Origin of the sequence: Chryseomicrobium aureum, from assembly GCF_043182735.1 — a bacterium.
GTDB classification, from domain to species: Bacteria; Bacillota; Bacilli; order Bacillales_A; family Planococcaceae; genus Chryseomicrobium; species Chryseomicrobium aureum.
Map to the genome: position 1 here is coordinate 1,468,258 of NZ_CP171117.1, position 24,294 is coordinate 1,492,551.

20 protein-coding genes, 1 other RNA gene and 1 other annotated feature are annotated in these 24,294 nt (G+C 43.9%); of the genes, 2 read left to right on the forward strand and 19 right to left on the reverse strand.

The window, feature by feature from the left end; genetic code table 11:
• Window positions 1-6: 6 nt before the first annotated feature.
• The 12 genes from ACF3OH_RS07755 to cymR form a co-directional block, all read right to left on the reverse strand.
• Window positions 7-933 carry a peptidase U32 family protein gene (locus ACF3OH_RS07755; protein WP_392453944.1) on the reverse strand — a complete coding sequence of 309 codons (927 nt, stop codon included), beginning with the start codon at window positions 931-933 and terminating at the stop codon, window positions 7-9.
• A 5-nt stretch (window positions 934-938) separates the two neighbouring features.
• Window positions 939-1,571: an O-methyltransferase gene (locus ACF3OH_RS07760; protein ID WP_392453946.1), complete on the reverse strand. Its 633-nt coding sequence runs from the start codon at window positions 1,569-1,571 to the stop codon at window positions 939-941.
• 104 nt (window positions 1,572-1,675) lie between these two features.
• Complete coding sequence (gene mltG / locus ACF3OH_RS07765) at window positions 1,676-2,794, reverse strand: endolytic transglycosylase MltG (RefSeq protein WP_392453948.1); 1,119 nt, start codon at window positions 2,792-2,794, stop codon at window positions 1,676-1,678.
• A 102-nt stretch (window positions 2,795-2,896) separates the two neighbouring features.
• Complete coding sequence (locus tag ACF3OH_RS07770) at window positions 2,897-3,208, reverse strand: DUF1292 domain-containing protein (protein WP_204590237.1); 312 nt, start codon at window positions 3,206-3,208, stop codon at window positions 2,897-2,899.
• A 10-nt stretch (window positions 3,209-3,218) separates the two neighbouring features.
• Window positions 3,219-3,638: a Holliday junction resolvase RuvX gene (gene ruvX, locus ACF3OH_RS07775; RefSeq protein WP_392453950.1), complete on the reverse strand. Its 420-nt coding sequence runs from the start codon at window positions 3,636-3,638 to the stop codon at window positions 3,219-3,221.
• Entirely contained in the window at window positions 3,631-3,906 is a 276-nt protein-coding gene (locus ACF3OH_RS07780) for an IreB family regulatory phosphoprotein (protein ID WP_204590239.1), read from the reverse strand. The genes ruvX and ACF3OH_RS07780 overlap by 8 nt, the downstream gene beginning before the upstream one ends.
• A gap of 74 nt (window positions 3,907-3,980) precedes the next feature.
• A complete protein-coding gene (alaS, locus tag ACF3OH_RS07785; RefSeq protein WP_392453951.1) occupies window positions 3,981-6,608 on the reverse strand; it encodes an alanine--tRNA ligase in 2,628 nt (875 codons plus the stop codon).
• A gap of 286 nt (window positions 6,609-6,894) precedes the next feature.
• Complete coding sequence (locus ACF3OH_RS07790; RefSeq protein ID WP_392453952.1) at window positions 6,895-9,276, reverse strand: ATP-dependent RecD-like DNA helicase; 2,382 nt, start codon at window positions 9,274-9,276, stop codon at window positions 6,895-6,897.
• 16 nt (window positions 9,277-9,292) lie between these two features.
• On the reverse strand, window positions 9,293-9,949 hold the full coding sequence (locus ACF3OH_RS07795) for a tetratricopeptide repeat protein (RefSeq protein ID WP_392453953.1): 657 nt from the start codon (window positions 9,947-9,949) through the stop codon (window positions 9,293-9,295).
• Window positions 9,950-9,956: 7 nt separating this feature from the next.
• Window positions 9,957-11,069 carry a tRNA 2-thiouridine(34) synthase MnmA gene (gene mnmA, locus ACF3OH_RS07800; protein WP_204590243.1) on the reverse strand — a complete coding sequence of 371 codons (1,113 nt, stop codon included), beginning with the start codon at window positions 11,067-11,069 and terminating at the stop codon, window positions 9,957-9,959.
• 5 nt (window positions 11,070-11,074) lie between these two features.
• Window positions 11,075-12,226 carry a cysteine desulfurase family protein gene (locus ACF3OH_RS07805; protein WP_392453955.1) on the reverse strand — a complete coding sequence of 384 codons (1,152 nt, stop codon included), beginning with the start codon at window positions 12,224-12,226 and terminating at the stop codon, window positions 11,075-11,077.
• Between the two features lie 12 nt (window positions 12,227-12,238).
• Window positions 12,239-12,661 carry a cysteine metabolism transcriptional regulator CymR gene (gene cymR, locus ACF3OH_RS07810; RefSeq protein WP_204590245.1) on the reverse strand — a complete coding sequence of 141 codons (423 nt, stop codon included), beginning with the start codon at window positions 12,659-12,661 and terminating at the stop codon, window positions 12,239-12,241.
• Window positions 12,662-12,795: 134 nt separating this feature from the next.
• On the opposite strand from cymR, the gene ACF3OH_RS07815 reads away from it, so the two are divergent.
• Window positions 12,796-14,082, forward strand: coding sequence for a replication-associated recombination protein A (locus tag ACF3OH_RS07815; RefSeq protein ID WP_392453957.1), 1,287 nt, complete (start codon window positions 12,796-12,798; stop codon window positions 14,080-14,082).
• A 300-nt stretch (window positions 14,083-14,382) separates the two neighbouring features.
• Here ACF3OH_RS07815 and ACF3OH_RS07820 read toward each other — a convergent pair whose 3' ends face one another.
• The 4 genes from ACF3OH_RS07820 to hisS all read right to left on the reverse strand — a co-directional run bounded on the left by ACF3OH_RS07820 (window position 14,383) and on the right by hisS (window position 18,542).
• Entirely contained in the window at window positions 14,383-15,162 is a 780-nt protein-coding gene (locus tag ACF3OH_RS07820) for a ThiF family adenylyltransferase (protein WP_392453958.1), read from the reverse strand.
• 92 nt (window positions 15,163-15,254) lie between these two features.
• A non-coding RNA gene (gene ssrS, locus ACF3OH_RS07825) (6S RNA) lies at window positions 15,255-15,439 on the reverse strand.
• 56 nt (window positions 15,440-15,495) lie between these two features.
• Entirely contained in the window at window positions 15,496-17,268 is a 1,773-nt protein-coding gene (gene aspS / locus ACF3OH_RS07830) for an aspartate--tRNA ligase (RefSeq protein WP_392453959.1), read from the reverse strand.
• Window positions 17,265-18,542, reverse strand: coding sequence for a histidine--tRNA ligase (gene hisS, locus ACF3OH_RS07835; protein WP_392453960.1), 1,278 nt, complete (start codon window positions 18,540-18,542; stop codon window positions 17,265-17,267). The genes aspS and hisS overlap by 4 nt, the downstream gene beginning before the upstream one ends.
• A 269-nt stretch (window positions 18,543-18,811) precedes the next feature.
• Window positions 18,812-19,043 (reverse strand) — a binding site (T-box leader).
• 117 nt (window positions 19,044-19,160) lie between these two features.
• Between hisS and ACF3OH_RS07840 the strand changes: the two genes are divergently transcribed.
• Window positions 19,161-20,669 carry an N-acetylmuramoyl-L-alanine amidase gene (locus tag ACF3OH_RS07840; protein WP_392453961.1) on the forward strand — a complete coding sequence of 503 codons (1,509 nt, stop codon included), beginning with the start codon at window positions 19,161-19,163 and terminating at the stop codon, window positions 20,667-20,669.
• A 285-nt stretch (window positions 20,670-20,954) separates the two neighbouring features.
• On the opposite strand, the gene dtd is transcribed toward ACF3OH_RS07840, so the two are convergent.
• The 3 genes from dtd to ACF3OH_RS07855 all read right to left on the reverse strand — a co-directional run bounded on the left by dtd (window position 20,955) and on the right by ACF3OH_RS07855 (window position 24,291).
• The gene (dtd, locus tag ACF3OH_RS07845; RefSeq protein WP_392453963.1) at window positions 20,955-21,392 is read right to left on the reverse strand and encodes a D-aminoacyl-tRNA deacylase; all 438 of its coding nucleotides are present in this window, start codon (window positions 21,390-21,392) and stop codon (window positions 20,955-20,957) included.
• 10 nt (window positions 21,393-21,402) lie between these two features.
• Complete coding sequence (locus ACF3OH_RS07850) at window positions 21,403-23,592, reverse strand: RelA/SpoT family protein (RefSeq protein WP_392453964.1); 2,190 nt, start codon at window positions 23,590-23,592, stop codon at window positions 21,403-21,405.
• A 186-nt stretch (window positions 23,593-23,778) separates the two neighbouring features.
• Complete coding sequence (locus tag ACF3OH_RS07855) at window positions 23,779-24,291, reverse strand: adenine phosphoribosyltransferase (RefSeq protein ID WP_392453965.1); 513 nt, start codon at window positions 24,289-24,291, stop codon at window positions 23,779-23,781.
• Window positions 24,292-24,294 lie beyond the last annotated feature (3 nt).

A 24,294-nucleotide genomic window follows, 5' to 3' on the forward strand; every position in this document is an offset into this window, starting at 1 on the left:
TCCTCCTTAGTACACTGACTCTTTGAAGAAAAATCCTGTGTCGAGTGGACGATGCGACGGCTGCATTTCTTCAAGTTGTTTAAAAAGTTCATTCTTCTGCTGTCGGTATAGTTTCGGTGATTCCTTGTAGAGATCGAGAGCCTTCCTGTACAATTTAGTCACTTTAACTGTATAGGCCTCGCTATGTAGAATTCCTTCAATGCGAATGGCATCAATTTCCGCTTCTAGAATTTCTTCTAGCTCATCAATCATGCACATGTCGTTCGGTGAAAAAATATGCGTGCCATTCAGATCTTCATAGATTGGATAGCGATTTTCGCGCTCTTTATCATAAAGCAACATCGCATCTTTTTGTTCCCGATTCTCAATAGGAAGTGCTTTTCCTTCATGCAAGTAATAGTGACCAAGCAGTGGACGCTTGGACTGGAACATACAACTCATTCCATGTACTTGAATCTCAATAGATACCTCTGCATTTTCTTTTACTTCAATCAGTTCGTCTAAACTCAGCTCACGTGCAAGATATGCGCGCGTTGCCCCTCGTTCACCCCAGTAGTTTGCTGTAAAGTAGTTCGTTGCTGTCTGCTCGGGGTTCCAAATGAGCGGTACTTCATTGTCGATTTCTCGATGTGTCATGATGATAGCCGGGTCTCCAAAATAAATGCCATCCACTTTTATGTCATTTAATTTGCGCATGTAGGGTGCAAGCGCATCCACTCGGTCGTTATGAAACAGTGCATTCATTGATACATAGACCTTTTTAGACAATGTATGCGCATAAAGTGTAATCTCTTCAATGTCCCTCAGGGAGAATTCTCCTGCAAGACGGAGGCCAAAATGCTCTTCACCTACAACAACTGCATCTGCACCTGCATCAAGAAGTTTAAATGCATGTTGTACAGATTTTGGCGTTACAACTAGTTCAGTTAACATCGTACTCACCTCTTGATACTTACTAATAGTCCATCGCCTATCGGATAGAACTGACTGTCATAATCGGGGTTTGTTCGCAAATGTTCAGCAAATAAATGCAATTTGCGAACCATCGTGCGTTTTCGTCTCGGCACTTGCTCTATAGGCACTTGAGTCAACCCATTTAAAAAGATATTGTCGCTATAAATGACGCCTCCACTCTTGACTAAGGGCGCGTAGCGATCGAAGAACAATTGGTATTGTCCTTTTGCCGCATCTATAAAAAGAGCATCAAATGACCGTTCAGGGAACTCACTCAGATCCATTTCTAAAGCGTCTGCGAGATAAAGAGAAATTTGCTGTGCATGCTCGCTTTTTGCAATGAATTGGTTCGCCGTCTCATACCGTTCTGCATCTCGTTCGATGGTTGTAATTGTCCGCTTTGGATTCGCTGCTGCCATACGCAGTGCTGAGTAGCCAATCGCTGCCCCCACTTCAATAACAGTTTGTGCATTTTGAAGCTGCAACAGATGAAGCAATGTGTCCATTCCTTCTGGTCGCATGATGGGTACGTGATGTAAGTCTGCGTACTGTTCCATCTCATGAAAAAACGCTGTTCGAGGTAAGCTGAACAGCTGTTGAAAGTCGTCTGTTTTCATTCATGTCTCCCTCTTTCTACTGGGAAGTCGTGCAAAAAAAATTCAATTTTTATCATACCATGACAGAGAAAAACTATCCACTAGCTAAAGTGGATAGTCTATCGTTAACGTAAATATTCTTGGATGTTTGCCAAATGTTCGTCATATGTCACTGCAAAATGGTTCGTCCCGGAAGGATCTGCTAAGAAGTATAAATACTCAGAGCTTGATGGATCCATTGCTGCTTCAAGAGATGCTCGTCCAGCTCCCGCAATTGGACCAGGTGGCAATCCACGGTTGACATAGGTGTTATAAGGATCTTGGACTTCAAGATCCGCATAAAGCACGCGGTCTTTGTGTTCACCTAATGCGTAAAGAACTGTCGGATCTGTTTGAAGAGGCATATCGATTTCTAAGCGATTATTGAATACGGAGGCAATCGTCTTACGGTCCGTTTGTGCAGTCGCTTCCTCTTCTAACAGCGAGGCAAACGTCAACAACCAATGGATGGACTGGCCACGATCAGCCAAAATCTCACGATAGGGTTGTACATTGTCTTGTGTACCTTGTAACATGGCGAAAGCAATGGTCTCCATACTTGGGTTTTCTTCATAGAATGGATACGTAGCGGGATACAAATATCCTTCAAGTGAGTAGCGAACGTTTTCTGCAACTATTTCATCTGTCAGCAAGTCTGGGAATTGTTGACGTGCAAGCTCGACAAATTCTTCACTAGTGACGAGTGCAAAGAAATCTTCTGCTGAATGATTGGTACGTGCTTCAATAACGTCTGCAATCTGTTCAAGAGTTAATCCTTCTGGTATGTTCATCGTGAACACAGGTTCTCTATAAATACGACCAGATTTTAAACTTTCAATCAATTCATCGGGAGTCATCGATTGTGTCAATGTATAGTCACCGGCTTGAAAGTCGGATTCATTTTTAAATTTGACATAGTACTTGAAGATTCGCGCATCTCGAATGACATTGTTGTCTTCAAGCGTTTGTGAAATTGTGTCAATACCAGAGCCGATTGGAATTGAGACAGCAATAGGGTCTTCATTTGTCTCGTCATACGGAGATAAACCACCTGTAACATAGTTATATGCAGAATATCCACCGATTCCACCGACAATGAGTAGAATGAGTACGACAGCAAAGACAATTCGACGTACAATCTTCACTTCTTTCTTCTTTTCTTTCATTTTTTCAAACATTATTTCTTTTTTACTTCCGTTTGGCACTTGGGCTTCCCCCTTTATCTTCAAATAGTATACTAGAAAAGTCACAGAGGCGTCCACACATGAAAAAAACCGCCTCTATATATAGAGACGGCATCACTCCTATTATTGTTCTTGAATTCCGTATTCGTCGTCTTCTTGCTCGTCCATAAATGCACCAAGCGTCTCTTCGATCATATCCCATTCTTCATCCGTTTCGATTGGAAGAAGTTCGCCGTCCGTCCCATCTTCTGAAGGAACGAATGAAGAAGCGTGGATCTCGATTTCTTCATTTTCATCTTCTGCATCTGCACCTACTGGGTAGTAAAGTACATAGGATTTTCCAAATTCATCTGATTCAAATGTTAGCAATACGTTACAAAGTTGCTCGTTGCCGTTTTCGTCAACGATTGTGATATGTTCTTGACCATGTTCCATTTTCTTCACCTCATCGATTTTTACTGTCTAAATATCCTTGAAGGATCATGACAGCCGCCATTTTGTCAATGACTTGCTTACGCTTTTTTCGGCTCACATCGGCGTCGATCAGCATGCGATCTGCAGCCATTGTCGTCAGTCGCTCATCCCATAATACTACAGGAAGATTGAATGTTTCTTTAATTAGCTCTGCAAAACGCTCACTAGCTTCAGCCCGTGGTCCGATGGTGTTGTTCATATTTTTCGGATATCCGATCACGACTTCCGTCACAGTATACTCACGAATGAGTTCCGTTAATCGCTCAATACCGAACTCCTCGTTTTCTTCATGGATTTTAATCGTCTCGATTCCTTGCGCGGTCCACCCGAGGGCGTCACTGATTGCAACACCCACCGTACGTGTACCGACGTCTAAACCCATTTTACGCATCTTTGCCCTCATTTGTATGTCGGATATAGAACCGAACTAGTTCTTCTAAAATTTCGTCACGCTCTAATTTGCGGATGACATTTCGGGCGTCTTGATGACGTGGAATATAAGCAGGATCTCCAGAAAGCAAATACCCAACGATTTGATTGACCGCGTTGTACCCTTTCTCTTCAAGCGCATCATGCACATGTAGCATGACGTGTTTGACATCCTCTTCCATTGATTCGTCTTGAACATTAAATTTCATTGTTTTGTCAAAGGAATCCATAGTATTCAACACCCTTCCTGTCCAACTCATGGAACTGTACTTTTAGTATACCCCATGACCGATGAAGAAGGAACTTATTTCACTAGTTCGTCAATGGATTTGAGTGCGTCCTGGAGCTTCGAACCATCTTTCGCACCAGCCATAGCAAAGTCTGGACGTCCTCCACCTTTTCCGCCACACAGTTCCGCCACATGCTTCGCGATGTTCCCAGCGTGCGCGCGTTCACCTGCGATATCTTTTGTCACACCCGCAGCAATCATGACTTTTTCACCTGCAACAGCACCTAGTACGACGACACCTGAAGCAAGTTTTTGTTTCAAATCATCGACGAGTTGACGCAATTGATTATTGTCCTTTGCTTCCACTTTTGCAGTCAATACAGAAACACCATTGACGTCACGAACAGACGATAATAATTCTCCTGCTTGGTTGCTTGAAAGTTTAGCAGATAGTGAGCCATTTTCTTTTTGAAGGTTCTTCACTTCAGCAAGTAGTGCTTCTACTTTTGCTACAATTTCACGTGGTTGCGCTTTAATCAGAGCAGCAGCTTGATGCAATCGTGCCTCTTCGTCTTTCATTACTTCGTAAGCAGCTTGTCCAGTGACCGCTTCAATGCGTCGTGTACCTGCTCCAATACCGCCTTCAGAGAGAATTTTGAATATACCAATTTCAGCAGTTGACGATACGTGACATCCTCCACACAGTTCTAATGAGTAATCACCCATCTCTACGACGCGTACGATGTCTCCATATTTTTCGCCGAATAGTGCCATAGCCCCGCGTTGTTTTGCCTCATCGATTGAATGGAAACCTGTTATAACAGGTGTGGATTCCCAAATCTTCTCGTTCACAATGCGCTCCACCTGCTCAAGCTCTTCTTTCGTCGCTTGACCAAAGTGTGAGAAGTCAAAACGCAAACGGTCTGGTCCAACATAGGAACCCGCTTGGTTGACGTGTGTTCCTAAAACATCTTTCAATGCTTGGTGTAACAAGTGTGTTGCCGAGTGATTTTTAATAGTTTTTTGACGAAGTTCTGGATCTACTTCAGCCGTTACGTCCATACCCACTCGAAGTTCACCTGATTCGATGATCACCGAATGCAAGTTTTGTCCGTTTGGCGCTTTTTGCACATCTTTTACGCGTCCTAAGAAGTGATCGTTTGAAATTTTCCCGATATCTGCAATTTGCCCACCACTTTCAGCGTAAAACGGAGTACGGTCTAGAACGAGCTTCACTTCATCGCCTTCAGTAGCTGATTCTACTTTATCCGCTCCTAGAACAAGTGTCGTGACTTTTCCAAGTGTCTTCAGTTGATCGTAGCCAATGAATTCACTGTCGTCGTGAATTGACGCAAAGACTTCGGACTGCACTTGCATAGAATCTACATTTTGACGCGCTGCACGTGCACGACTGCGCTGGCCTTCCATTTCACTTTCAAAGCCTGGGCGATCAATTGTCATACCTGCTTCCTCAGCATACTCCTCTGTAAGTTCTACAGGGAAGCCATACGTATCATACAGTGCGAATACTGTCGCCCCTGGTACAACTGTTGAGCCTTGCGTTTGCTGTTCTGTGACAGCACGAGACAAGATGGATAAGCCGTCTGCCAATGTTTCATGGAAACGTTCTTCTTCTGTCTTGATTACGCGCATGATAAATGCTTCTTTTTGTTTCACTTCTGGGTAGAATACTTCCATCAACTCGCCGACTACTGGTACAAGTTCAAACAAGAATGGCTTCTCGATGCCTAGTTGTTTTGCAAATCGAACTGCACGACGCAGTAAGCGACGAAGAACATACCCGCGTCCCTCATTTGATGGAAGCGCACCATCTCCAATGGCGAATGCTACTGTGCGAATATGGTCAGCGATGACTTTGAACGCCACGTCTTTGTCTTTCGATTCTCCGTACTTCTGACCGCTGATCTGTTCCGTTTGCTGAGTGATCGGCATGAACAAGTCTGTATCAAAGTTAGTTGGTACGTCTTGCACAACCGATGCCATACGCTCAAGCCCCATACCTGTATCGATGTTTTGTTTTGGAAGAGGCGTATATGTGTGGTCAGGATTGTGATTGAACTGAGAAAATACCAAGTTCCAAATTTCTAAATAACGTTCGTTCTCTCCACCCGGATACAATTCTGGATCTTCAAGATCATTTCCATACTGCTCTCCGCGGTCGTAGAAAATTTCAGAGTTTGGTCCACTCGGGCCTTCTCCAATATCCCAGAAGTTCCCTTCCAATCGAATAATGCGCGCTTCTGGAACGCCAACTTCATCTTTCCAAATCGCATACGCTTCTTCATCCTCGGGGTGAACGGTAACAGATAGCAGTTCCGGATCAAAGCCCATCCATTTTTTGTCCGTCAAAAACTCCCAAGCATAATGAATTGCTTCTTTTTTAAAGTAGTCACCAATCGAAAAGTTCCCAAGCATCTCAAAGAAAGTGTGGTGGCGCGCAGTCTTTCCGACATTCTCAATATCATTTGTACGAATTGATTTCTGTGCATTTGTGATACGTGGATTTTCCGGAACGACTCGGCCATCAAAATATTTCTTCAGTGTCGCGACACCTGAGTTAATCCATAAAAGTGACGGATCATTGATTGGAACAAGCGGTGCACTCGGCTCTACTTGGTGCCCCTTTTCAATAAAAAATTCAAGATACAGTCTGCGGATATCATTTCCTGAAAGTTGTTTCATACGTGTTCCTCCTTAAATTTTCCAGACGAAAAAAGAAAAAGCCTTCATCCCCAAAGGGACGAAAGCTTAGCATTCGCGGTACCACCCTAAGTTGCAAAGGAGTCCTTTGCATCTCAAAATGCCGTAACGTGGCGGACGGCAGGGTTTGCCTGCACTCGGAAGTAGCTTTCCTGACCCGTCGTTCGGAAGCTCTTGCAGCCGAGGAACTTCTTTCTATACCGGAAGAATCAGTACTCTTTTCGTCATCGTGTTTCGTATTCTGCCTTCATCATACAAAAGGTGTGCATCAACTGTCAACGTCTTGGGTCATAAATTGATGTGGTGTAATTCCCTCCATACCAATCATCGGATTGATGGAAAGGAGTGTATCTTCCGTCAACTCATACGTTTGTCCTTCGACAGGTTCCATTGGCTCGGCTTCAGGAGACAGTCGCTCAATCAATGTTGTGAACCGTAAGTTGTCATCATTGCGTTCGATTCCGATTTGGAATGCTTGTGGATCTCCGCATAAAATCAAGTAGTTTTTCGCGCGTGTAATAGCTGTATAGAGAAGATTGCGTCGTAGCATTTTCATATATCCACGGGTAATCGGCAAAATGACCATCGAGAACTCACTGCCCTGAGATTTATGAACGGAACAACAGTACGCAAGCGTTAATTGGCCAAGATCGGATTTTTCATACGTCACTTCAATTCCATCAAAGGAAACGATCATAAGCTCTTTTTTCTCTACATTTTCGTTCGCTTTGAAAATACTGATGACTTCCCCCATATCCCCGTTAAATACATTCGATTCCGGTTGATTGACGAGTTGAAGCACTTTATCTCCGATACGGTATACAGCATCTCCAAATACCATTTCTTTTCGCGTACCATCTGGGTTGGCGTTGACCATTTCTTGAATCATTTTATTGAGCGCATCAATGCCAGCAGGTCCTCTATACATCGGCGCTAATACTTGAAGGTCCCGAATGGTGAATCCTTTCGCGAGTGCACTGGAGACGACCTGTTCGACGACTTTCGGAATTTGGTCCGCGGACGCTGGTATGAACGAACGGTCTTTCGTTTTAGAGAGCAAATCTTGCGTCGTCTTCCCAGATTTCATCGCATGGGCTAACTCAATGATCGACGACCCGTCTGCTTGGCGATAAATGTCTTGAAGTTCAACAACAGGCAGGCGTCCACTAGCAAGTAGATCTTTTAAAACTTGTCCCGGCCCTACAGGTGGAAGCTGGTCTTGGTCCCCAACTAGGACGACCTGTGAAGTTTCTGGAATAGCACGAAGGAGTTGATGCGCAAGCCAGCAATCAAGCATTGATGTCTCATCAATAATAATAAGACTTGCTTCGACCGGTCGCCCTTCTGTGTCTTCCGTATCCTGTCCGGTAAAGCCAAGCAACCGATGAATCGTCATCGCGGGAAGTCCCGTGGATTCACTCAGCCGCTTGGCAGCCCGTCCGGTCGGAGCCGCCAAAGCAATCGGGAACGGTTTGCCTTCTTTCGCCCACTCTTTAGGGTCCAGTGATAAGCCGTTGAGGTCTGCATACAGTTCGACGATGGCGCGAACGACCGTCGTTTTCCCCGTTCCAGGTCCACCTGTCAGAATCGAAATTTGATTGTTAAGCGCCATTTCAATCGCTTTTCGTTGAGTAGGTGCATAGGTTACACCAAAGTCCGCTTCAATCGAAGACAACGATTCGTTAATCAACTTCTTTTTAAAGCCTTTGAATTTCGCTTGTACAAGACGTTCTGTTTTCGTTGCGATTCCAACTTCTGAAAAGTAGAGCGACGGCATATACACACGGTTCTGCTCAACGACGACTTTACTCTCTTCCCCAAGCTCTATCACAGCTTTTGCAAGTGCGTCATACTCCATCTCAACTGCTTGCGATTTTTCGAGAAGTTGTTTCACATCCTCTAGCAATTGGTCAGTTGGGACAAAAATGTGCCCTTCTGATAAAGATGCCTGATTTAAAAGATACAAAATTCCCGCCTTCATGCGGTCCATATGACTGCCTTCGATTCCGAGTTGTGACCCGAGTTCATCTGCCCGACCAAAGCCGACCCCTTCTACATCTTCAATGAGACGGTAGGGATTGTCGTTTAATTTTTCAAGCGTTTCTTCTCGGTAGTTTTGGTAAATTTTCATAGACAACTGTGGACCGAAGCCCCATTCATTGAGTTGTACCATGATGCGTTCCATCCCGTGATTCTGTTGCAAGCCGTTTATAATGGTATCCCGTTTTTCTTTTGTCAGTCGAGGAATCGTCTTTAAAACATCTGGAGAATCCAATATTTTTTGGAGCGCATTTTCGCCGAGCTTTTTGACAATAGTCTGCGCGGTTTTAGGACCAATACCCGGAAAGAGATCGGATGACAAATAATGCACGACGCCTTTTACGGAATCTGGTTTGTCCCGGACAAATGTATCCACAGCAAATTGTTGTCCGTACCTCGGATGATTTTTTAATTGCCCATAAAATGTATAACTTTCGTCTGTCGATAGTTTTGGAAAATAGCCGACTATAATTCCTTCTTTATCGGTATATGTAGTGTTTGTCGATTTGATTTTCACTTTCAAAATCGAGTACAGATTATCTTCATTATGAAAAATGGAGACAATCGGCCGACCCGAAACAAACAATTTGTCCTCATTTCGTTCCGTCATCCGATCGCCTCCAGTATTAGTTTCGTAATCGAATCATGTCCGCCATGTAGCGAGCTTGATCGTAATTTGGTTCGATTTCAAGAGCCTTATCTAAATGATGTAGTGCTGGCTCTGGGTCTTCTTGAGTAAGTGCAAAAAGAACACCCAAATTGTAATGGGCATCTGCATGTTCCGGGTTTTCTTCAAGCAACTGTTCAAGTAGTGGCTTCGCTTCGGCAAATAATTCATTGGATGCAAGTAAGATGGCGTAATGTAGCGTGATTTCCGCATCTTCTGGTGCGAGTTCATGAGCACGCTGTGCATATGGCAGTGCAAGCTTTCGCTCATCTGTCATTTGAAGAGATTTTGAAAGCATGTAATGCCCGTCAGCACCCTCTAAGTTTGCACGGATTGCCCGCTCGTATAGTTTTGCCGCTTCTTCAAATCGTTCTTGATTGTAATAGAGATTTGCAAGACCGTAATAAGCCGTTGCTGCTTGTTCATTCAAAGTCAGTGCTTTTTGAAAAAATCGCTCAGCTCGCTCAGCATCATTCATGATGGCTAAAAGATTCCCGAAATTGATATACCCTACTTCATTTTCCGGCTCTTGTTCAATCGCTTGTGTAAAAGCTTTCGCTGCTTCTTTATAATCTCCTGTATGCATCGCGTGGATGCCTGTCTCATTCCAGTTCATCGTTTCCCTACCCTACATACTCAAGTTTTTTATTGTCACGGAATACGTGATCAATCGTTCCGCCACCTAAACACTCGTCACCGTCATAAAAAACTACAGCCTGACCAGGAGTGATTGAGCGAACGGGCTCATCAAAAATGACCTCTGCACGATCGTCTCCGAGCAGACGAACAGTTACTCCTGTATCTTGTTGACGGTATCGGAATTTTGCAGTGCATTTAAATTCCGAAGGCTTTTCATCATTAGTTGTAAATGAAAGTGTATCTGCAATTAAGCTGGTTGAATACAACGCTTCGTTTTGTGCATTTTGCCCAACATATAAGACGTTCCGCTTCAAGTCTTTGCCGACTACAAACCAAGGGTCTCCTGCTCCGCCGATTCCAAGACCGTGGCGTTGACCAATTGTGTAGTACATTAAACCATCATGTTTCCCGACCGCTTGCCCTTCCATCGTTTCCATGACGCCTGGTTGTGCTGGTAAATAGCCACTTAAGAACGTTTTGAAGTCACGTTCGCCAATGAAACAGATTCCCGTTGAATCTTTTTTCGTAGCGGTTGCGAGACCTTGTTCTAAAGCGATTTCACGCACACGTTTTTTCTCCAGTTCGCCGATTGGGAACAATACATGTTTGAGCTGGTCTTGATTCAATTGATTCAAGAAATACGTTTGGTCTTTGTTGTTGTCTATACCACGAAGCATGCAGAACTGACCATCACGTTCTTCAACACGTGCATAGTGCCCAGTTGCTAAGTAGTCTGCGCCAAGCGCCAATGCGTGCTCAAGAAATGCTTTGAATTTGATTTCTTTGTTGCACATAACATCTGGATTTGGTGTACGGCCTGCTTTGTATTCATCTAAGAAATACGTGAAGACTTTCTCCCAATACTGCTTTTCAAAGTTGACAGCGTAATACGGAATACCAATCTGATTACACACTTTAATAACGTCATCATAATCTTCTGTCGCTGTGCAGACACCATTTTCGTCTGTGTCGTCCCAGTTTTTCATGAAGATACCGATGACATCGTATCCTTGCTCTTTTAATAAATAGGCCGCGACCGAGGAATCTACGCCACCGGACATTCCGATGACTACGCGTTTGCCTTTTGTTTCTGTCATAGTGTTCACTTCCAAATCGATGCCGGTTTGTTTAATACACCAGCTATTTTTTCAGCAGCTTCTGTTAGCTGCTCTTTTGTTGTTCCGAGACCCAAACTAAATCGTACAGATGATCTGAGCTGGGGTGCCTCTTCTCCAAACATCGCTACTAGTACATGCGAAGGATCTACAGCCCCTGCTGTACATGCAGAGCCGCTTGATGCATCGATGCCCGCTAGGTCTAATTGGATGAGGAATGTCTCAATGTCCGTGTCTGGGAAAAATAGATTGCAAATGTGGGGAAGCTGATCAGCATCCTTCACATTAAGGGAATAGTTTACATCAAGACGCGTCAATTCATCAAGAAAATGCTTCTTTAAAGAAAGAAGAGCCAGATGCGACTTAGAAAGCGTTGCTTCTTTTAAAAGGGCGGCTGTTGCAAAACCGACGGCTAATGGAATCGCTTCTGTCCCTGCACGACGTTTTCGTTCTTGTTGACCACCATGTGAAAGTGGACGTAATTTCGTTCCAGTTCGCTGATAAAGAAATCCTATTCCTTTAGGTCCGTTGATTTTGTGTGCACTTGTACTGAGCAAGTCTACCTGAAGGTCTGTGACATCGATTTCAACGGTTCCATATGCTTGTACAGCGTCTGTATGAAAGACCGCTTGATGGTCTTGAACGAGTTTAGTAAGTTCATCAAGAGGTTGAAGTGTTCCTACTTCATTATTCCCGTACATGATTGTGACTAAAATCGTGTCGTCACGGAGTGCTGCTTGGAGAGAGGTTGGATGCACTCGCCCTTGATTATCGACAGGCAAATACGTCACTTCAAAACCTTCTTTTTCAAGTTGCTGACAAGCATGAAGAACAGCATGATGCTCCACAGAAGTTGTGATGATATGCTGTCCGAGATGTTTGTTGGCATACGCTGTTCCAAAAATAGCAAGATTATCCGCTTCCGTACCACCACTTGTTAAGATGATCTCGTTCGGGTGCGCTTGAATAGTTGCAGCCAATTGGTCACGTGCCATATCCAGCTGTTTTCGCGCACGTCTTCCCGTCTCGTGGATACTGGATGCATTGCCGAAACACTCTGTATAACTACTCGTCAGTGCTGCAATGACCTCTGGATGCACGGGGGATGTTGCAGCATGATCTAAATAAATACGTGTCATTATAAATCTCTCCTAAATATAAAACATATATGCGTCCGAAGTGAAAGGATCATCTGAGTGGTCAGCCAAGTCGCGAATTGTCGTGGTATCTAATACATTCTTAACTGCATCACGAATACGAATCCATAGTTCACGTTGTGCAGGTGCTTCGTCTTCAATTCCTTCGACAGGTTGAATCGGTCCTTCAAGTACGCGAATCACGTCTCCCGCTGTAATTTCTTCGGAAGGTTTTGCTAATTTATAGCCTCCGTAGGCTCCTCGCACACTCTTTACAAGTCCTGAATTGCGAAGTGGTGAAACGATTTGCTCTAAGTAGGCTTCTGATAAATCATTGTCTGCTGCAATCTGACGCAGAGAAAGTGGTTTTTCGCCTTCATTTTTGGCTAATTCAATCATGATTGTGAGACCATAGCGGCCTTTAGTCGAGATTTTCATCTCTTTACACCGTCCGTTCATAAGTTAACTTTTCCGCTACAAGTATAGCATAATCTGCAATGGTTTTTCGATGAAATGAGCTGTACGTTCTGGTACACTAAAAAGTACAGATGTTCGATAAAGGAGGGACGATTATGCCAATGGGTGAACCACTTGCCTTTCGAATGCGCCCGAAAAAAATTGAAGAGATTGTCGGACAACAAGAAATCATCGGCCCAACTACTGGGCTCTATCAAATGATTCGCAATGGGCATGTGCCGTCCATGCTTCTTTATGGTGAACCCGGAATCGGGAAGACGTCTCTTGCCTATGCAATCGCAGGTTCGTCCGATTTACCATTCATTGCACTAAATGCTACGACTTCCGGTAAAAAAGATATTGAAGATGTCGTGAAAGAATCCCGACTTACCGGAAAAGTCTTACTATTTCTAGACGAAATCCACCGGTTCAATAAACTGCAACAAGATACCCTGCTTCCCCACGTGGAAAACGGGTCGATTGTTTTGATTGGTGCCACAACAGAAAATCCGTATCATGATGTCAATCCAGCAATCCGATCACGTTGTGGTGAAATCAAGCAATTGAAACGAATCGAAAGCAGCGATATGGAATTACTTTTAAACCGAGCGCTTGAAGATTCGGAGCGAGGGTTAGGTAAATTATCAATAGCCCTTACACCCGAACAAGTGACCCAAATTGCAGAAGCTTCAAACGGGGATGCTCGCAAAGCTTTGACATTACTTGAATCGATTGTCGAAGCATCGGATGAAGAAGATGGAAAAATCGTGGTGGAAGATGCCCTTGTCTCTCAACTTGTGTCGCGCATTGGCGTGTTTGGAGATAAAAAAGGCAGTCATTTTTATAATTTATTGTCCGCTCTTCAAAAATCCATTCGCGGAAGTGACACAGACGCTGCGCTCTATTACACGGCTCACTTACTTGAAAGCGGTGACCTGGTGGCGTTCTCTCGACGACTACTCGTCATTGCTTATGAAGATATCGGCCTTGCCAATCCTGCTGTAGGTCCACAAGTTTTGGCAGCGATTCAGTCAGCTGAGCGATTGGGATTACCAGAAGCGCGTATACCACTCGCGAACGCGGTTGTTTTATTATGTTTATCGGAGAAGTCAAATTCCGCTTACAAGGCGCTTGATGCCGCGATAGCTGCTATTCACGCAGGAAAAACCGGCGACATTCCGATGCATTTGCGTGATGCGCATTACGGTGGTGCTGCGACTCTTGGCCATGTCGGGTATCAGTATCCACATGATACGAAAGTCGGCTCGTTTGGTGGTTGGGTAGATCAAACGTATTTGCCAGAGAAATTGATCGGCACACAGTATTACGAGCCAATCGATGCCGGCGAAGAGAAACGTCTGGCATCGATTTACCGGAAGTTGGAGAGTTTTAAGAAGAAATAGATTAGAAATTAGCAGCATACACGATTTAGTGTGTGCTGTTTTTTTGATTTTCTTGGGTCGAGCGACCGTTCATCGGCTGAAAGTGGAATTTGTTCTACCGAAGTCGGAATTTGTTCTACCGGATTTAAATTTGTTCTACCGAAGTCGTATTATGGAAACTAAATCACTGGAATCTTAAAAGGTGACAGGCACCAAATGGAAGTAGTTCCCAAATAGTGACAGGTACCAAATGGTAACAGGTACCAAATGGTAAATGAATCAAAAAAGCCTGCCCACAAATTTGCGGACAGACTCAATGTATTACTTTTTCTTCGACTTAACATCCATCACTGTATTGATTTCTACCGGCTCTAGGATATCTCGAATGACCCAGCTCGCTGCAATCAGACCTGCTGCAGACGGAACAAAGGCATTCGAACTTGGTGGCATCTTCGCCTTGCGGATTTCTGCTTCCGGCTTCCCAACGGTCTTTACAACATCTTCCCGAACTACAATCGGACTTTCATCTGAGAAGATTACCGGAATTCCTTTGCGAATTCCTTCTTTTCGCAGCTTCAAACGAATCACTTTCGCAATTGGATCCGTATGCGTTTTCGAAATGTCCGCAATACGGAATCGTGTCGGGTCCATTTTATTCGCAGCACCCATACTTGAAATAATTTTAATGTCTCGCTTCAAACACTCTTTCATTAGATGCACTTTGTAGATAATCGTATCTGACGCATCTATAACATAGTCGATACCTAAGTCGAAAAATTGCTCATACGTCTCTTCTGTATAAAACATATGCATATCAATCACTTCACAATCCGGATTGATATCCGCAATACGGTCTTTCATAATTGCTGACTTGCTCTTTCCAACTGTCGATAAATAAGCGACTAGTTGGCGATTGATATTTGTAATATCGACGTTGTCTTTGTCGACAAGAACGATTCGGCCAACTCCACTTCGTGCACAGGCTTCTGCTGCAAACGATCCAACCCCACCGATTCCTAAAATGGCAACGGTTGTATTTTTTAAGAGGTCTAATCCTTCTGTGCCGATCGCTAATTCATTTCTAGAAAATTGATGTAACATTATGATTTCACTCCAAAGTTTAGTTGTTTAGTCGGAATTAATCCGATAAAAAACCCCTCAGTCGAAACTGAAGGGAGAATAGACATAGTAAGACGAATCCCAAGCGTGCCGTCTCTGTAAAGCTATCGTTTTGAACCCGCACTCAGCAGGTGGGTGTCCTCTTCAATACGCCGAGGCGTCCACCGGAATGGCATGCTCTTAATACTGAAAGTCAGACTCCCGACGATAAAATGTTCGGTCAAAATCGATTAACAAGTCACGTACACATCAGGATTCGTATTACAGTTATAGTAGCACATGTTTTTTTGATGTGCAACTATCAGAAAGTCCTATTTACTGATTATTCTGTGAAAGGACCGAGATATGCAGATCATTTAATTGCGCTGTATCTACCGGGCTCGGTGCATCTGTAAGTACACAGCTCGCACTCGCTGTTTTCGGGAAAGCAATTGTATCACGAAGATTCGTACGTCCTGCAAGTAACATGACAAGACGATCTAGTCCAAAAGCAACTCCTCCATGAGGTGGTGTTCCATATTCGAACGCCTCTAACAAGAAACCGAATTGTTCTTTCGCTTCCTCATCACTAAATCCTAGTGTTCGAAACATCTTCTCTTGCATTTCACGCTCATAGATTCGCAATGAACCCCCACCAAGCTCAAATCCATTCAAAACAAGATCATACGCCTGTGCACGAACCGAAGCTGGATCAGTTTCTAATTTGTCAGCATCCTCATCGAAAGGACGCGTGAATGGATGGTGGGCTGCAAAATAACGACCAAGCTCTGCATCGTATTCAAATAGCGGCCAGTTCACGACCCACAGGAATGCAAATTGAGATTCATCAATCAACTTACGCTCTTTTCCAAATTTCATTCGAAGTGCTCCAAGTGCGTCCGCTACAACTGACTTTTGGTCTGCAACAAACAGTAGTAAGTCCCCTGCTTCTGCTTCCATTGCAGCAATCAACTCTTCCCCTTTTTGTTCTGGGAAGAACTTAGCAATTGGACCTTTCACGCCGTCTGCTTCTACTTTTAACCATGCAAGACCTTTTGCCCCGTAACGACCCGCGAATTCCCCAAGTGCATCGATGTCTTTACGAGAATAATCAGCTGCCGCACCTTTGACCGCGAGTCCACGAACTTGACCTCCATTTGCAATGGCATTTTTGAATACACCAAAGTCAGAGTCTTTTGCAAGTGCTTCAAGATCTTTAATTTCAAGAGCAAAACGAACGTCCGGTTTATCTGAACCAAAACGGTCCATCGCCTCTTGATAATCCATACGTGGAAATGGCGTTTGCACGTCAATTCCCTTCACATCTTTCATCACTTGTTTCATTAAGCGCTCATTCAACTCGATAATTTCGTCCATTGACATAAAGCTCATTTCCATATCAATCTGTGTAAATTCCGGCTGACGATCCGCACGTAAGTCTTCATCGCGGAAGCAACGCGCAATTTGGAAGTACCGCTCAAAACCAGACACCATCAACATTTGTTTGAATAGTTGTGGAGATTGTGGAAGAGCATAAAACTCCCCATCGTGTACGCGACTAGGGACTAAGTAGTCACGTGCTCCTTCAGGTGTTGATTTTGTCAGAATTGGTGTTTCCACTTCTAAGAAATCCTCGTCTGCCAAAAAGTTACGCACTGTTTTTGTGATGTCTGAACGCATTTTGAATGTGTCATACATGACAGGGCGGCGAAGATCTAAGTAGCGGTGTTTCAAGCGTAAGTCTTCGTTTACGTCTGTTTGGTTTTCGATTGCAAAAGGAGGTGTCTTCGCTTCGTTAATCACTTCAAGCTCTGATACTTGAACTTCAATTTCTCCTGTTTTCAATGCTTTGTTAATTTGTTTTTCATCACGAGCGACAACTGTCCCCTTCACAGAGATTAAAAATTCACTGCGTAGTTTTTCAGCTTTTGTGATTGCTTCTTGTGAGAAGTCCGGGTTAAATACGACTTGTACGATTCCTGTACGGTCACGAAGGTCTACGAAAATGAGTCCACCTAAATCACGACGTTTTTGTACCCATCCAATCAATTCCACCTGTTGACCGATGGCTTGTTTTTCTACTTTTCCACATTCATGTGTGCGTTTCATCGTGATTCCTCCTTGTGTTTCTGTAAGTACGTAACGGCTTCAGGTATAGCAACGAGTTGTTGTTCCCCAGTTGCCATGTGTTTGATTTGAACAGTTTGAGATGCGAGCTCATCTTCACCTAAAATGAAGACATACGCTGCTTTTTTACGATCTGCTGATTTCATCTGCGCTTTTAGTTTTCGATCCGCATAATCCATTTCTGCGCTTACGCCTGCATCCCGCAGTTGTTTTACTAATCGCATCGCTTCCATTTTCGGAGCATCGCCAAGCGCAATAATGTACGCATCACTTGCTGACGTGTCTTCAAGCTCTACTTTTTCGGCTTCGAGTGCCAGTAACAAGCGTTCGATACTCATCGCAAACCCGATTCCTGGAGAGGAAGGACCGCCTAACTCTTCAACTAGTCCGTTGTAGCGGCCACCACCAGCTAGAGTTGTGATTGCGCCAAACCCACTTGCTGTCGACATGATTTCGAATGCTGTGTGGTTGTAGTAATCTAAGCCACGAACAAGATTTGGATCGAGTTCATACGGAATTTCCAGTGCGTCTAAGTAGGCTTTTACACGGTCGAAATATGCTGCAGATTCCTCGTTCAAGTAATCGGTCAGCTTTGGAGCTGTCGCCATCAACTCGTGATCTCGGTCCCTTTTGCAATCTAAAATGCGAAGTGGATTTTTTTCTAGACGTTGTTGACAGTCTCCGCAGAATTCATTAATGCGAGGGGCAAAGTGCGCAACAAGCGCCTCTTTGTGTGCATTGCGACTGGCCGCATCACCAAGTGAATTCAATACTAGTTTCAAGTCTTTAAGTCCCGCTTTTTTATAGACATCCATCGCAAGTGCAATGACTTCTGCATCGACAGCTGGGTCTGCACTGCCGATTGCTTCGATTCCAAACTGGACGAATTGACGATAGCGCCCTGCTTGTTGACGTTCGTATCGGAACATCGGTCCCATGTAGTAAAGCTTGACCGGTTGATCAGGCTGCCCGAACAATTTGTGTTCAACATACGCACGTACTGTCGACGCTGTTCCTTCAGGACGAAGTGTCAGAGACCGATTCCCACGGTCTTCAAACGTGTACATTTCTTTTTGCACGATATCTGTAGTATCACCTACACCTCGTGTGAATAATTCCGTGTGTTCAAAAATGGGTGTACGAATTTCTTTGTATTGGTAGACGTTGCATGTGTCGCGAATGATGGTTTCAACAGTTTGCCATTTGTAGGATTGCTCCGGCAAAATATCTTGTGTGCCTCTAGGTACTTTGATCATATTTAGGTCCTCCTTAGTAGTAGATGTACAGAACGCCGCTGTAGAAAAATTCCTCAGTTATAAATTCTTACCTAGGAAGTTTTTTGAAGTTGGACTAGTTTACGCCCTCGAGTTGCTAGTTTGTGCTTTCGAGGAGCTGGTTTGTGCCCTGAAAATCTCATTTTGTGCCCTGAGTCCTATTATGGAAACTATTTCAGGTAAAATCGACGGCAAACGAAATAGGTAGTTGTGCGAAAAACAAAAAAGCCCCCGCCCCTCACGCATCATGCGTAAGGGACGAGAGCTATAAGCTTCCGCGGTTCCACCCTGATTGATCTACGAATAGATCCTCTTCATCACCTGGGTAACGGCCAGTTCCGTCTTCACCTACACCTTTTCAGGTTCGACAAAGCGCCTCACGAGTGTTGTTCACATGCACCGTCTGTAGAAAAGATTTCAGCCATGTCTTTTCCTCTCTTGTCAGCTCGTTGTACCTGCTACTTTCTCGGTCATAAGCAATGTGTTCTTAATACTATACTTTATCTTAATGACGTATTTCCGGAAAGTCAATCTTTAATTTGAAATTGAACTAGATATTTGTTCTAGAACTAGGTACTATATAGAGAAGGAGGTCGATTTATGCAGAATTTTCGTACATATAGCATATATGCACTACTTTTTATCTTACTTATTGCTCCTCTTTCTGCTGCAGCACAAACAGTTGTCGTCAATACCGACTCACTAAAAGTCCGCTCAGGTCCTGGACTCACGTATGATGTGATAGGCGCTGTAAAATCAGCTGATGAGTTGCAAGTTATCGCTACTGAAAATGATTGGTATCAAATTGATTACAATGGGCAACAAGGATGGGTGGCTAGCTGGTTGACAACTGGTTCAACCGAAGCCGCAGTGAATCAATCAGCTGTCGTTCAAGTGAAAACATTAAACGTGCGAGCAGACGCTTCGACAAGCTCCGCGAAACTTGGACAGCTTGCTGAAGGGACGTCCATTGCGATTAACTCTGTGAAAGGCGACTGGCTTGAAATTACATACAATGGTTCTGCCGGCTGGATTCACAAAGACTATGTGCAACTAGTCGAATCTAAAACAACTGCTGCAGCTCCTCAGAACAATGGATTTGTTGTGCAGGTTGACGCGCTGAATGTGCGTACGAAACCTTCACTTGATTCAAAGAAAAAAGCAACCGTGTATCGCAATGAATCTTTCTCTGTTCTTTCTGTTGAAGGAACGTGGGTCGAAATCGAACTCGCAAATGGGGAAAGCGGATTTGTTTATAGTTTTTACGGAAGTTTTCAACAACAAGCACCACAACCATCAAATGTAACGGAAGAACCATCCGCTTCAACTGTAACTATTTTATACAATGGAACGAATCTTCGTTCAGGGCCTTCCACTGCGAATGATGTAACAGCTCGACTCGATGCAGGACAAAAACTTCAAGTGGTCAAATCTGTCAACGACTGGTATGAGGTACAAGTTGAAGGTCAGACCATGTTTGTTGCGAACTGGGTTGTCACAACCGGCGAAGTCGAAGCTGTTGAAGAAATAGAAGAAAAAGAAGTGGTTGACCGTAAACCGGGTACATTGAATGGATTGACGATTGTTTTGGATCCCGGCCATGGTGGAAATGATCGTGGGACAACAGGTTATTATGGAACGGACGAAAAAGGATTGACGTTGCCGACTGCTGAACTGTTAGCAGCAAAACTTGAAGCCGCGGGCGCGGAAGTCGTGTTCACACGAGAGTCGGATGTATATGTCGGGTTACGCAAACGAGTTTCGGTTAGTCATCAACACGGAGCAGACGCCTTTGTCAGTATTCATTACGATTCAGTAACAGATTCATCTGTTCATGGCTTCACGACCTATTATCAACATGACTTCCAAAAACCGCTTGCGGATCACATTCACGGTGCTTTGCAAAAGCGCTTGTCGTTGCGTGATCGTGGTGTACGAGAAGGCAATTATTTAGTGCTTCGAGAAAACCAACAGCATGCGGTTTTACTTGAACTTGGCTATTTGAGCAATGCGACGGAAGAACGTCAAATTACAACGGCCCAGTTCAGAGAAACGGCAGCGCACGCTATTTATGAGGGGCTCATCTCGTTTTTTGATAGTGAGTTATAAAATTTAAAAAACGTCAAGCTCCACTCAACTTCAGTATTTCATAAAGAACGCCACTCGTAATCTTGCGAGTGGCGTTTTCATATGGAGATTCGGCAATTGTGTCGGGAGATTCGAGGTCTATTTTCGGTTGTTCGGCAATTGTGTCGGGAGATTCGAGGTCTATTTTCACTGTTTCACCACTTCCTGTAATTATGGAAACTATTTCGCTTGCGGAATGCCTCCCCTATACACTTTAAAACACACAAAAGGGAGTTTCTCCATTACGAGAGAACTCCCTTTTCATAATTATTTCTCTAGAATCAAGGTCACAGGCCCATCATTGATGAGCGACACATCCATCATCGCGCCAAAGACCCCAGTCTGAACTTCAAATCCATGTGAACGCAATTGATCATTGAAATAGAGCCATAGTGGTTCAGCGACTTCTGGTCGTGCTGCTTCAATAAATGACGGACGTCTACCCTTTTGAGAGTCACCGTACAATGTGAATTGAGACACGGACAAAATTTGACCTGCCACTTCATCAAGCGATCGGTTCATCTTCCCCTCTTCATCTTCGAAAAGACGTAAGCCAGCAATTTTCGCTGCGAGCCAGTCTGCTTGTTGTTTTGTATCTTCGTGCGTGATGCCCACTAAAAGAGTATAGCCGTGCGTGATTTCCCCTACGACTTCTCCATCAACGGTCACCGACGCAGCTTTAGAGCGTTGCAATACAATGCGCATAAGACACCTCTTAGTTGATAATTCGTTGCACCGAGTAGACGTTCGGCAATTGCTTAATACGGTCTACAACACGGTGAAGATGTGTGATATTTGTTATTTTGATGGTTAAGTTAATTGTTGCAATGTCTTTTTCAGACTTGCCCGTAACCGCAGCGATCGTCGTTTTCGAATCCGTAACCGCCATTAACACTTCGTTCAAGAGGCCTGTCCGGTCGAATGCAGCGACTTCAATATCAACCGCATATTCTTTCTTGATATGTGTGTCTTGCTCCCATTCCACATCAATTAAGCGCTGTGAGCTATCGGAACCTTGTACGTTCGGACAGTCGGCACGGTGAACAGAGACTCCACGACCTTTTGTGATAAAGCCAACAATATCGTCTCCTGGGACAGGACTACAGCAACGCGACAAACGAATCATTAAGTTGTCGATGCCTTTGACAACGACACCCGATTCTGTCGATTTTTTGACAGGAGGTGACGCCATCGTTTTGTTAATCTTTTCAAGCGTCTCTTCGTTTTCGCGCTCTTTCCGCATTTTTTCTGCTAAGCGGTTGACGACCTGTTGTGCCGTGATTCCGCCAAAACCTACAGCTGAATAAAGATCTTCTTCGTTAGAAAATGCATATTTTTCACAGACACGTTTTAAATTTTCAGCAGTGAGCACATCTTTTTGTTCAAAGTCTTGCGCGCGAATCTCTTTTTCAATCGCTTCTCGGCCTTTTTCGATATTTTCATCACGCTGCTGTTTTTTAAAGAATTGCTTGATTTTATTTTTCGCCTGGGAAGACTGCGCAATTTTTAACCAGTCACGGCTCGGTCCAAAGGATTGTTTGGAGGTCAACACTTCGATAATGTCACCCGTTTTTAATTTCGTATCGAGTGGTACCATCTTTCCGTTCAGCTTCGCACCAATGGTCTTGTTTCCGACCTCGGAGTGTACGCGATAGGCAAAGTCGATTGGTACTGAGCCTGCAGGGAGTTCGATCACGTCCCCTTTTGGCGTAAATACGTAGACCATATCCGAGAACAAGTCGAATTTAAGGGACTCCATGAATTCCTCGGCATTCGACGATTCATTCTGGAATTCTAAAATTTCGCGGAACCATGACAATTTTTGATCGACAGATTCACGAGATGTTTCGACTTTTCGGCCCTCTTTGTACGCCCAGTGTGCCGCTACCCCGTATTCCGCAATATTGTGCATGTCTTTTGTACGAATTTGCACTTCAAGTGGGTCTCCATTTGGACCGATAACTGTTGTATGGATCGATTGATACAAATTTTGCTTTGGCATTGCGATATAATCTTTGAAACGGCCTGGCATCGGCTTCCACAGCGTATGAATGATTCCGAGTACTGCATAACAATCTTTAATACTGTCGACTATGATGCGCATAGCAAGCAAATCATAAATCTCGTTGAATTGCTTCTGCTGAATGACCATCTTGCGGTAGATACTGTATATATGTTTTGGACGACCTGAAATATCCGCGTGGATGCCGACTTCGTCAAGTTGATCATTAATGTCATTCATCACATTGTTTAAATACGCTTCTCGCTCCGTACGCTTCTTCTTCATGAAGTTCACGATTCGATAGTATTGTTGCGGGTTTAAATAGCGAAGAGACGTATCTTCTAGTTCCCATTTCACAGTCGAAATCCCGAGACGGTGTGCAAGTGGTGCGAAGATTTCAAGTGTCTCATTTGCAATGCGGCGTTGTTTTTCTTCCGGCAAATGCTTGAGCGTGCGCATATTGTGCAGACGGTCTGCTAGTTTGATCAAGATAATACGGATATCCTGAGCCATGGCAATGAACATTTTGCGGTGATTCTCTGCTTGTTGTTCTTCTTTCGACATGTACTTAATTTTACCGAGCTTTGTTACACCTTCAACCAGCATCGCCACTTCTTCACTGAATTCCTTGACGATATCTTCGCGCGTGTATTCTGTATCTTCGATGACATCGTGAAGAAACCCAGCAGCTACAGTCTCTGGATCCATTTGCAAATCGGCTAATATGCCGGCCACTTGTATGGGATGAATGATGTATGGTTCACCGGAGTTTCGGAATTGGTTTCGGTGGGCATGTTCCGCCAGTTTGTAGGCTCTTTTGACGAATTCTACATTGTTGTCATTCATATAGTTTGCTGTGATGTTAAAGACTTCTTCGGCTGTTCGTATTTGTTCTTTTGCCATACCCACTCACCTGTTTCTTTAGTTTTCGACCTGAAGTTATAATCTCTATTGTAGTAAACTAATAGGGTTTATGTAAAGACGAAAAAAGCGCGTAATCTAAAACAAGATTACGCGCTATTGAAATCGAGTTGCAAACGCCAGAAACACGCTCCGGAATTTCTAGAGTGGCGTTTTCCACATCTAAAATTAATAGCTGATTAAAGTACGAATGTCGATACCTTTTAACTTGTCGCGACCGTCAAGATATGTCAATTCGATCATGAATGCAGCACCGACTACTTCTCCACCTAGTTGTTGGATCAAGTTGACAGTTGCTTCAACTGTACCACCTGTTGCCAATAAATCATCAACGATTAATACTTTTTGGCCTTTTTTAATAGCATCTTTATGCATCGTCAATGTATCTTTGCCGTATTCTAAACCGTAATCTGCAGAGATGACTTCGCGTGGAAGTTTTCCTGGTTTACGAACTGGAGCAAAACCGACTTCTAGTGCATACGCCACTGGGCAACCGATGATGAACCCACGAGCTTCTGGTCCAACAATAACTTCTGCGCCAACTTCTCTTGCGTATTTCACGATTTCATCTACTGCATATTTATAAGCAGGACCATTATCCATGATTGTTGTAATATCTTTAAAGCGAATGCCTTCTTTTGGCCAATTTTCTACGATTGTTACATATTGTTTCAAATCCACTGA

What these genes read in the sequence shown, in the direction of transcription:
- ACF3OH_RS07780 (WP_204590239.1), bottom strand. Translation starts at nt 3,906, where the DNA reads ATGGATTCCTTTGACAAAACAATGAAATTTAATGTTCAAGACGAATCA.
- ACF3OH_RS07795 (WP_392453953.1), bottom strand. Translation starts at nt 9,949, where the DNA reads ATGAACTGGAATGAGACAGGCATCCACGCGATGCATACAGGAGATTAT.
- ACF3OH_RS07850 (WP_392453964.1), bottom strand. Translation starts at nt 23,592, where the DNA reads ATGGCAAAAGAACAAATACGAACAGCCGAAGAAGTCTTTAACATCACA.
- ACF3OH_RS07755 (WP_392453944.1), bottom strand. Translation starts at nt 933, where the DNA reads ATGTTAACTGAACTAGTTGTAACGCCAAAATCTGTACAACATGCATTT.
- ACF3OH_RS07840 (WP_392453961.1), top strand. Translation starts at nt 19,161, where the DNA reads ATGCAGAATTTTCGTACATATAGCATATATGCACTACTTTTTATCTTA.
- ACF3OH_RS07815 (WP_392453957.1), top strand. Translation starts at nt 12,796, where the DNA reads ATGCCAATGGGTGAACCACTTGCCTTTCGAATGCGCCCGAAAAAAATT.
- hisS (WP_392453960.1), bottom strand. Translation starts at nt 18,542, where the DNA reads ATGATCAAAGTACCTAGAGGCACACAAGATATTTTGCCGGAGCAATCC.
- dtd (WP_392453963.1), bottom strand. Translation starts at nt 21,392, where the DNA reads ATGCGCATTGTATTGCAACGCTCTAAAGCTGCGTCGGTGACCGTTGAT.
- aspS (WP_392453959.1), bottom strand. Translation starts at nt 17,268, where the DNA reads ATGAAACGCACACATGAATGTGGAAAAGTAGAAAAACAAGCCATCGGT.
- cymR (WP_204590245.1), bottom strand. Translation starts at nt 12,661, where the DNA reads ATGAAAATCTCGACTAAAGGCCGCTATGGTCTCACAATCATGATTGAA.
- ACF3OH_RS07820 (WP_392453958.1), bottom strand. Translation starts at nt 15,162, where the DNA reads ATGTTACATCAATTTTCTAGAAATGAATTAGCGATCGGCACAGAAGGA.
- ACF3OH_RS07760 (WP_392453946.1), bottom strand. Translation starts at nt 1,571, where the DNA reads ATGAAAACAGACGACTTTCAACAGCTGTTCAGCTTACCTCGAACAGCG.
- ACF3OH_RS07770 (WP_204590237.1), bottom strand. Translation starts at nt 3,208, where the DNA reads ATGGAACATGGTCAAGAACATATCACAATCGTTGACGAAAACGGCAAC.
- ACF3OH_RS07790 (WP_392453952.1), bottom strand. Translation starts at nt 9,276, where the DNA reads ATGACGGAACGAAATGAGGACAAATTGTTTGTTTCGGGTCGGCCGATT.
- ACF3OH_RS07805 (WP_392453955.1), bottom strand. Translation starts at nt 12,226, where the DNA reads ATGACACGTATTTATTTAGATCATGCTGCAACATCCCCCGTGCATCCA.
- alaS (WP_392453951.1), bottom strand. Translation starts at nt 6,608, where the DNA reads ATGAAACAACTTTCAGGAAATGATATCCGCAGACTGTATCTTGAATTT.
- ruvX (WP_392453950.1), bottom strand. Translation starts at nt 3,638, where the DNA reads ATGCGTAAAATGGGTTTAGACGTCGGTACACGTACGGTGGGTGTTGCA.
- mnmA (WP_204590243.1), bottom strand. Translation starts at nt 11,069, where the DNA reads ATGACAGAAACAAAAGGCAAACGCGTAGTCATCGGAATGTCCGGTGGC.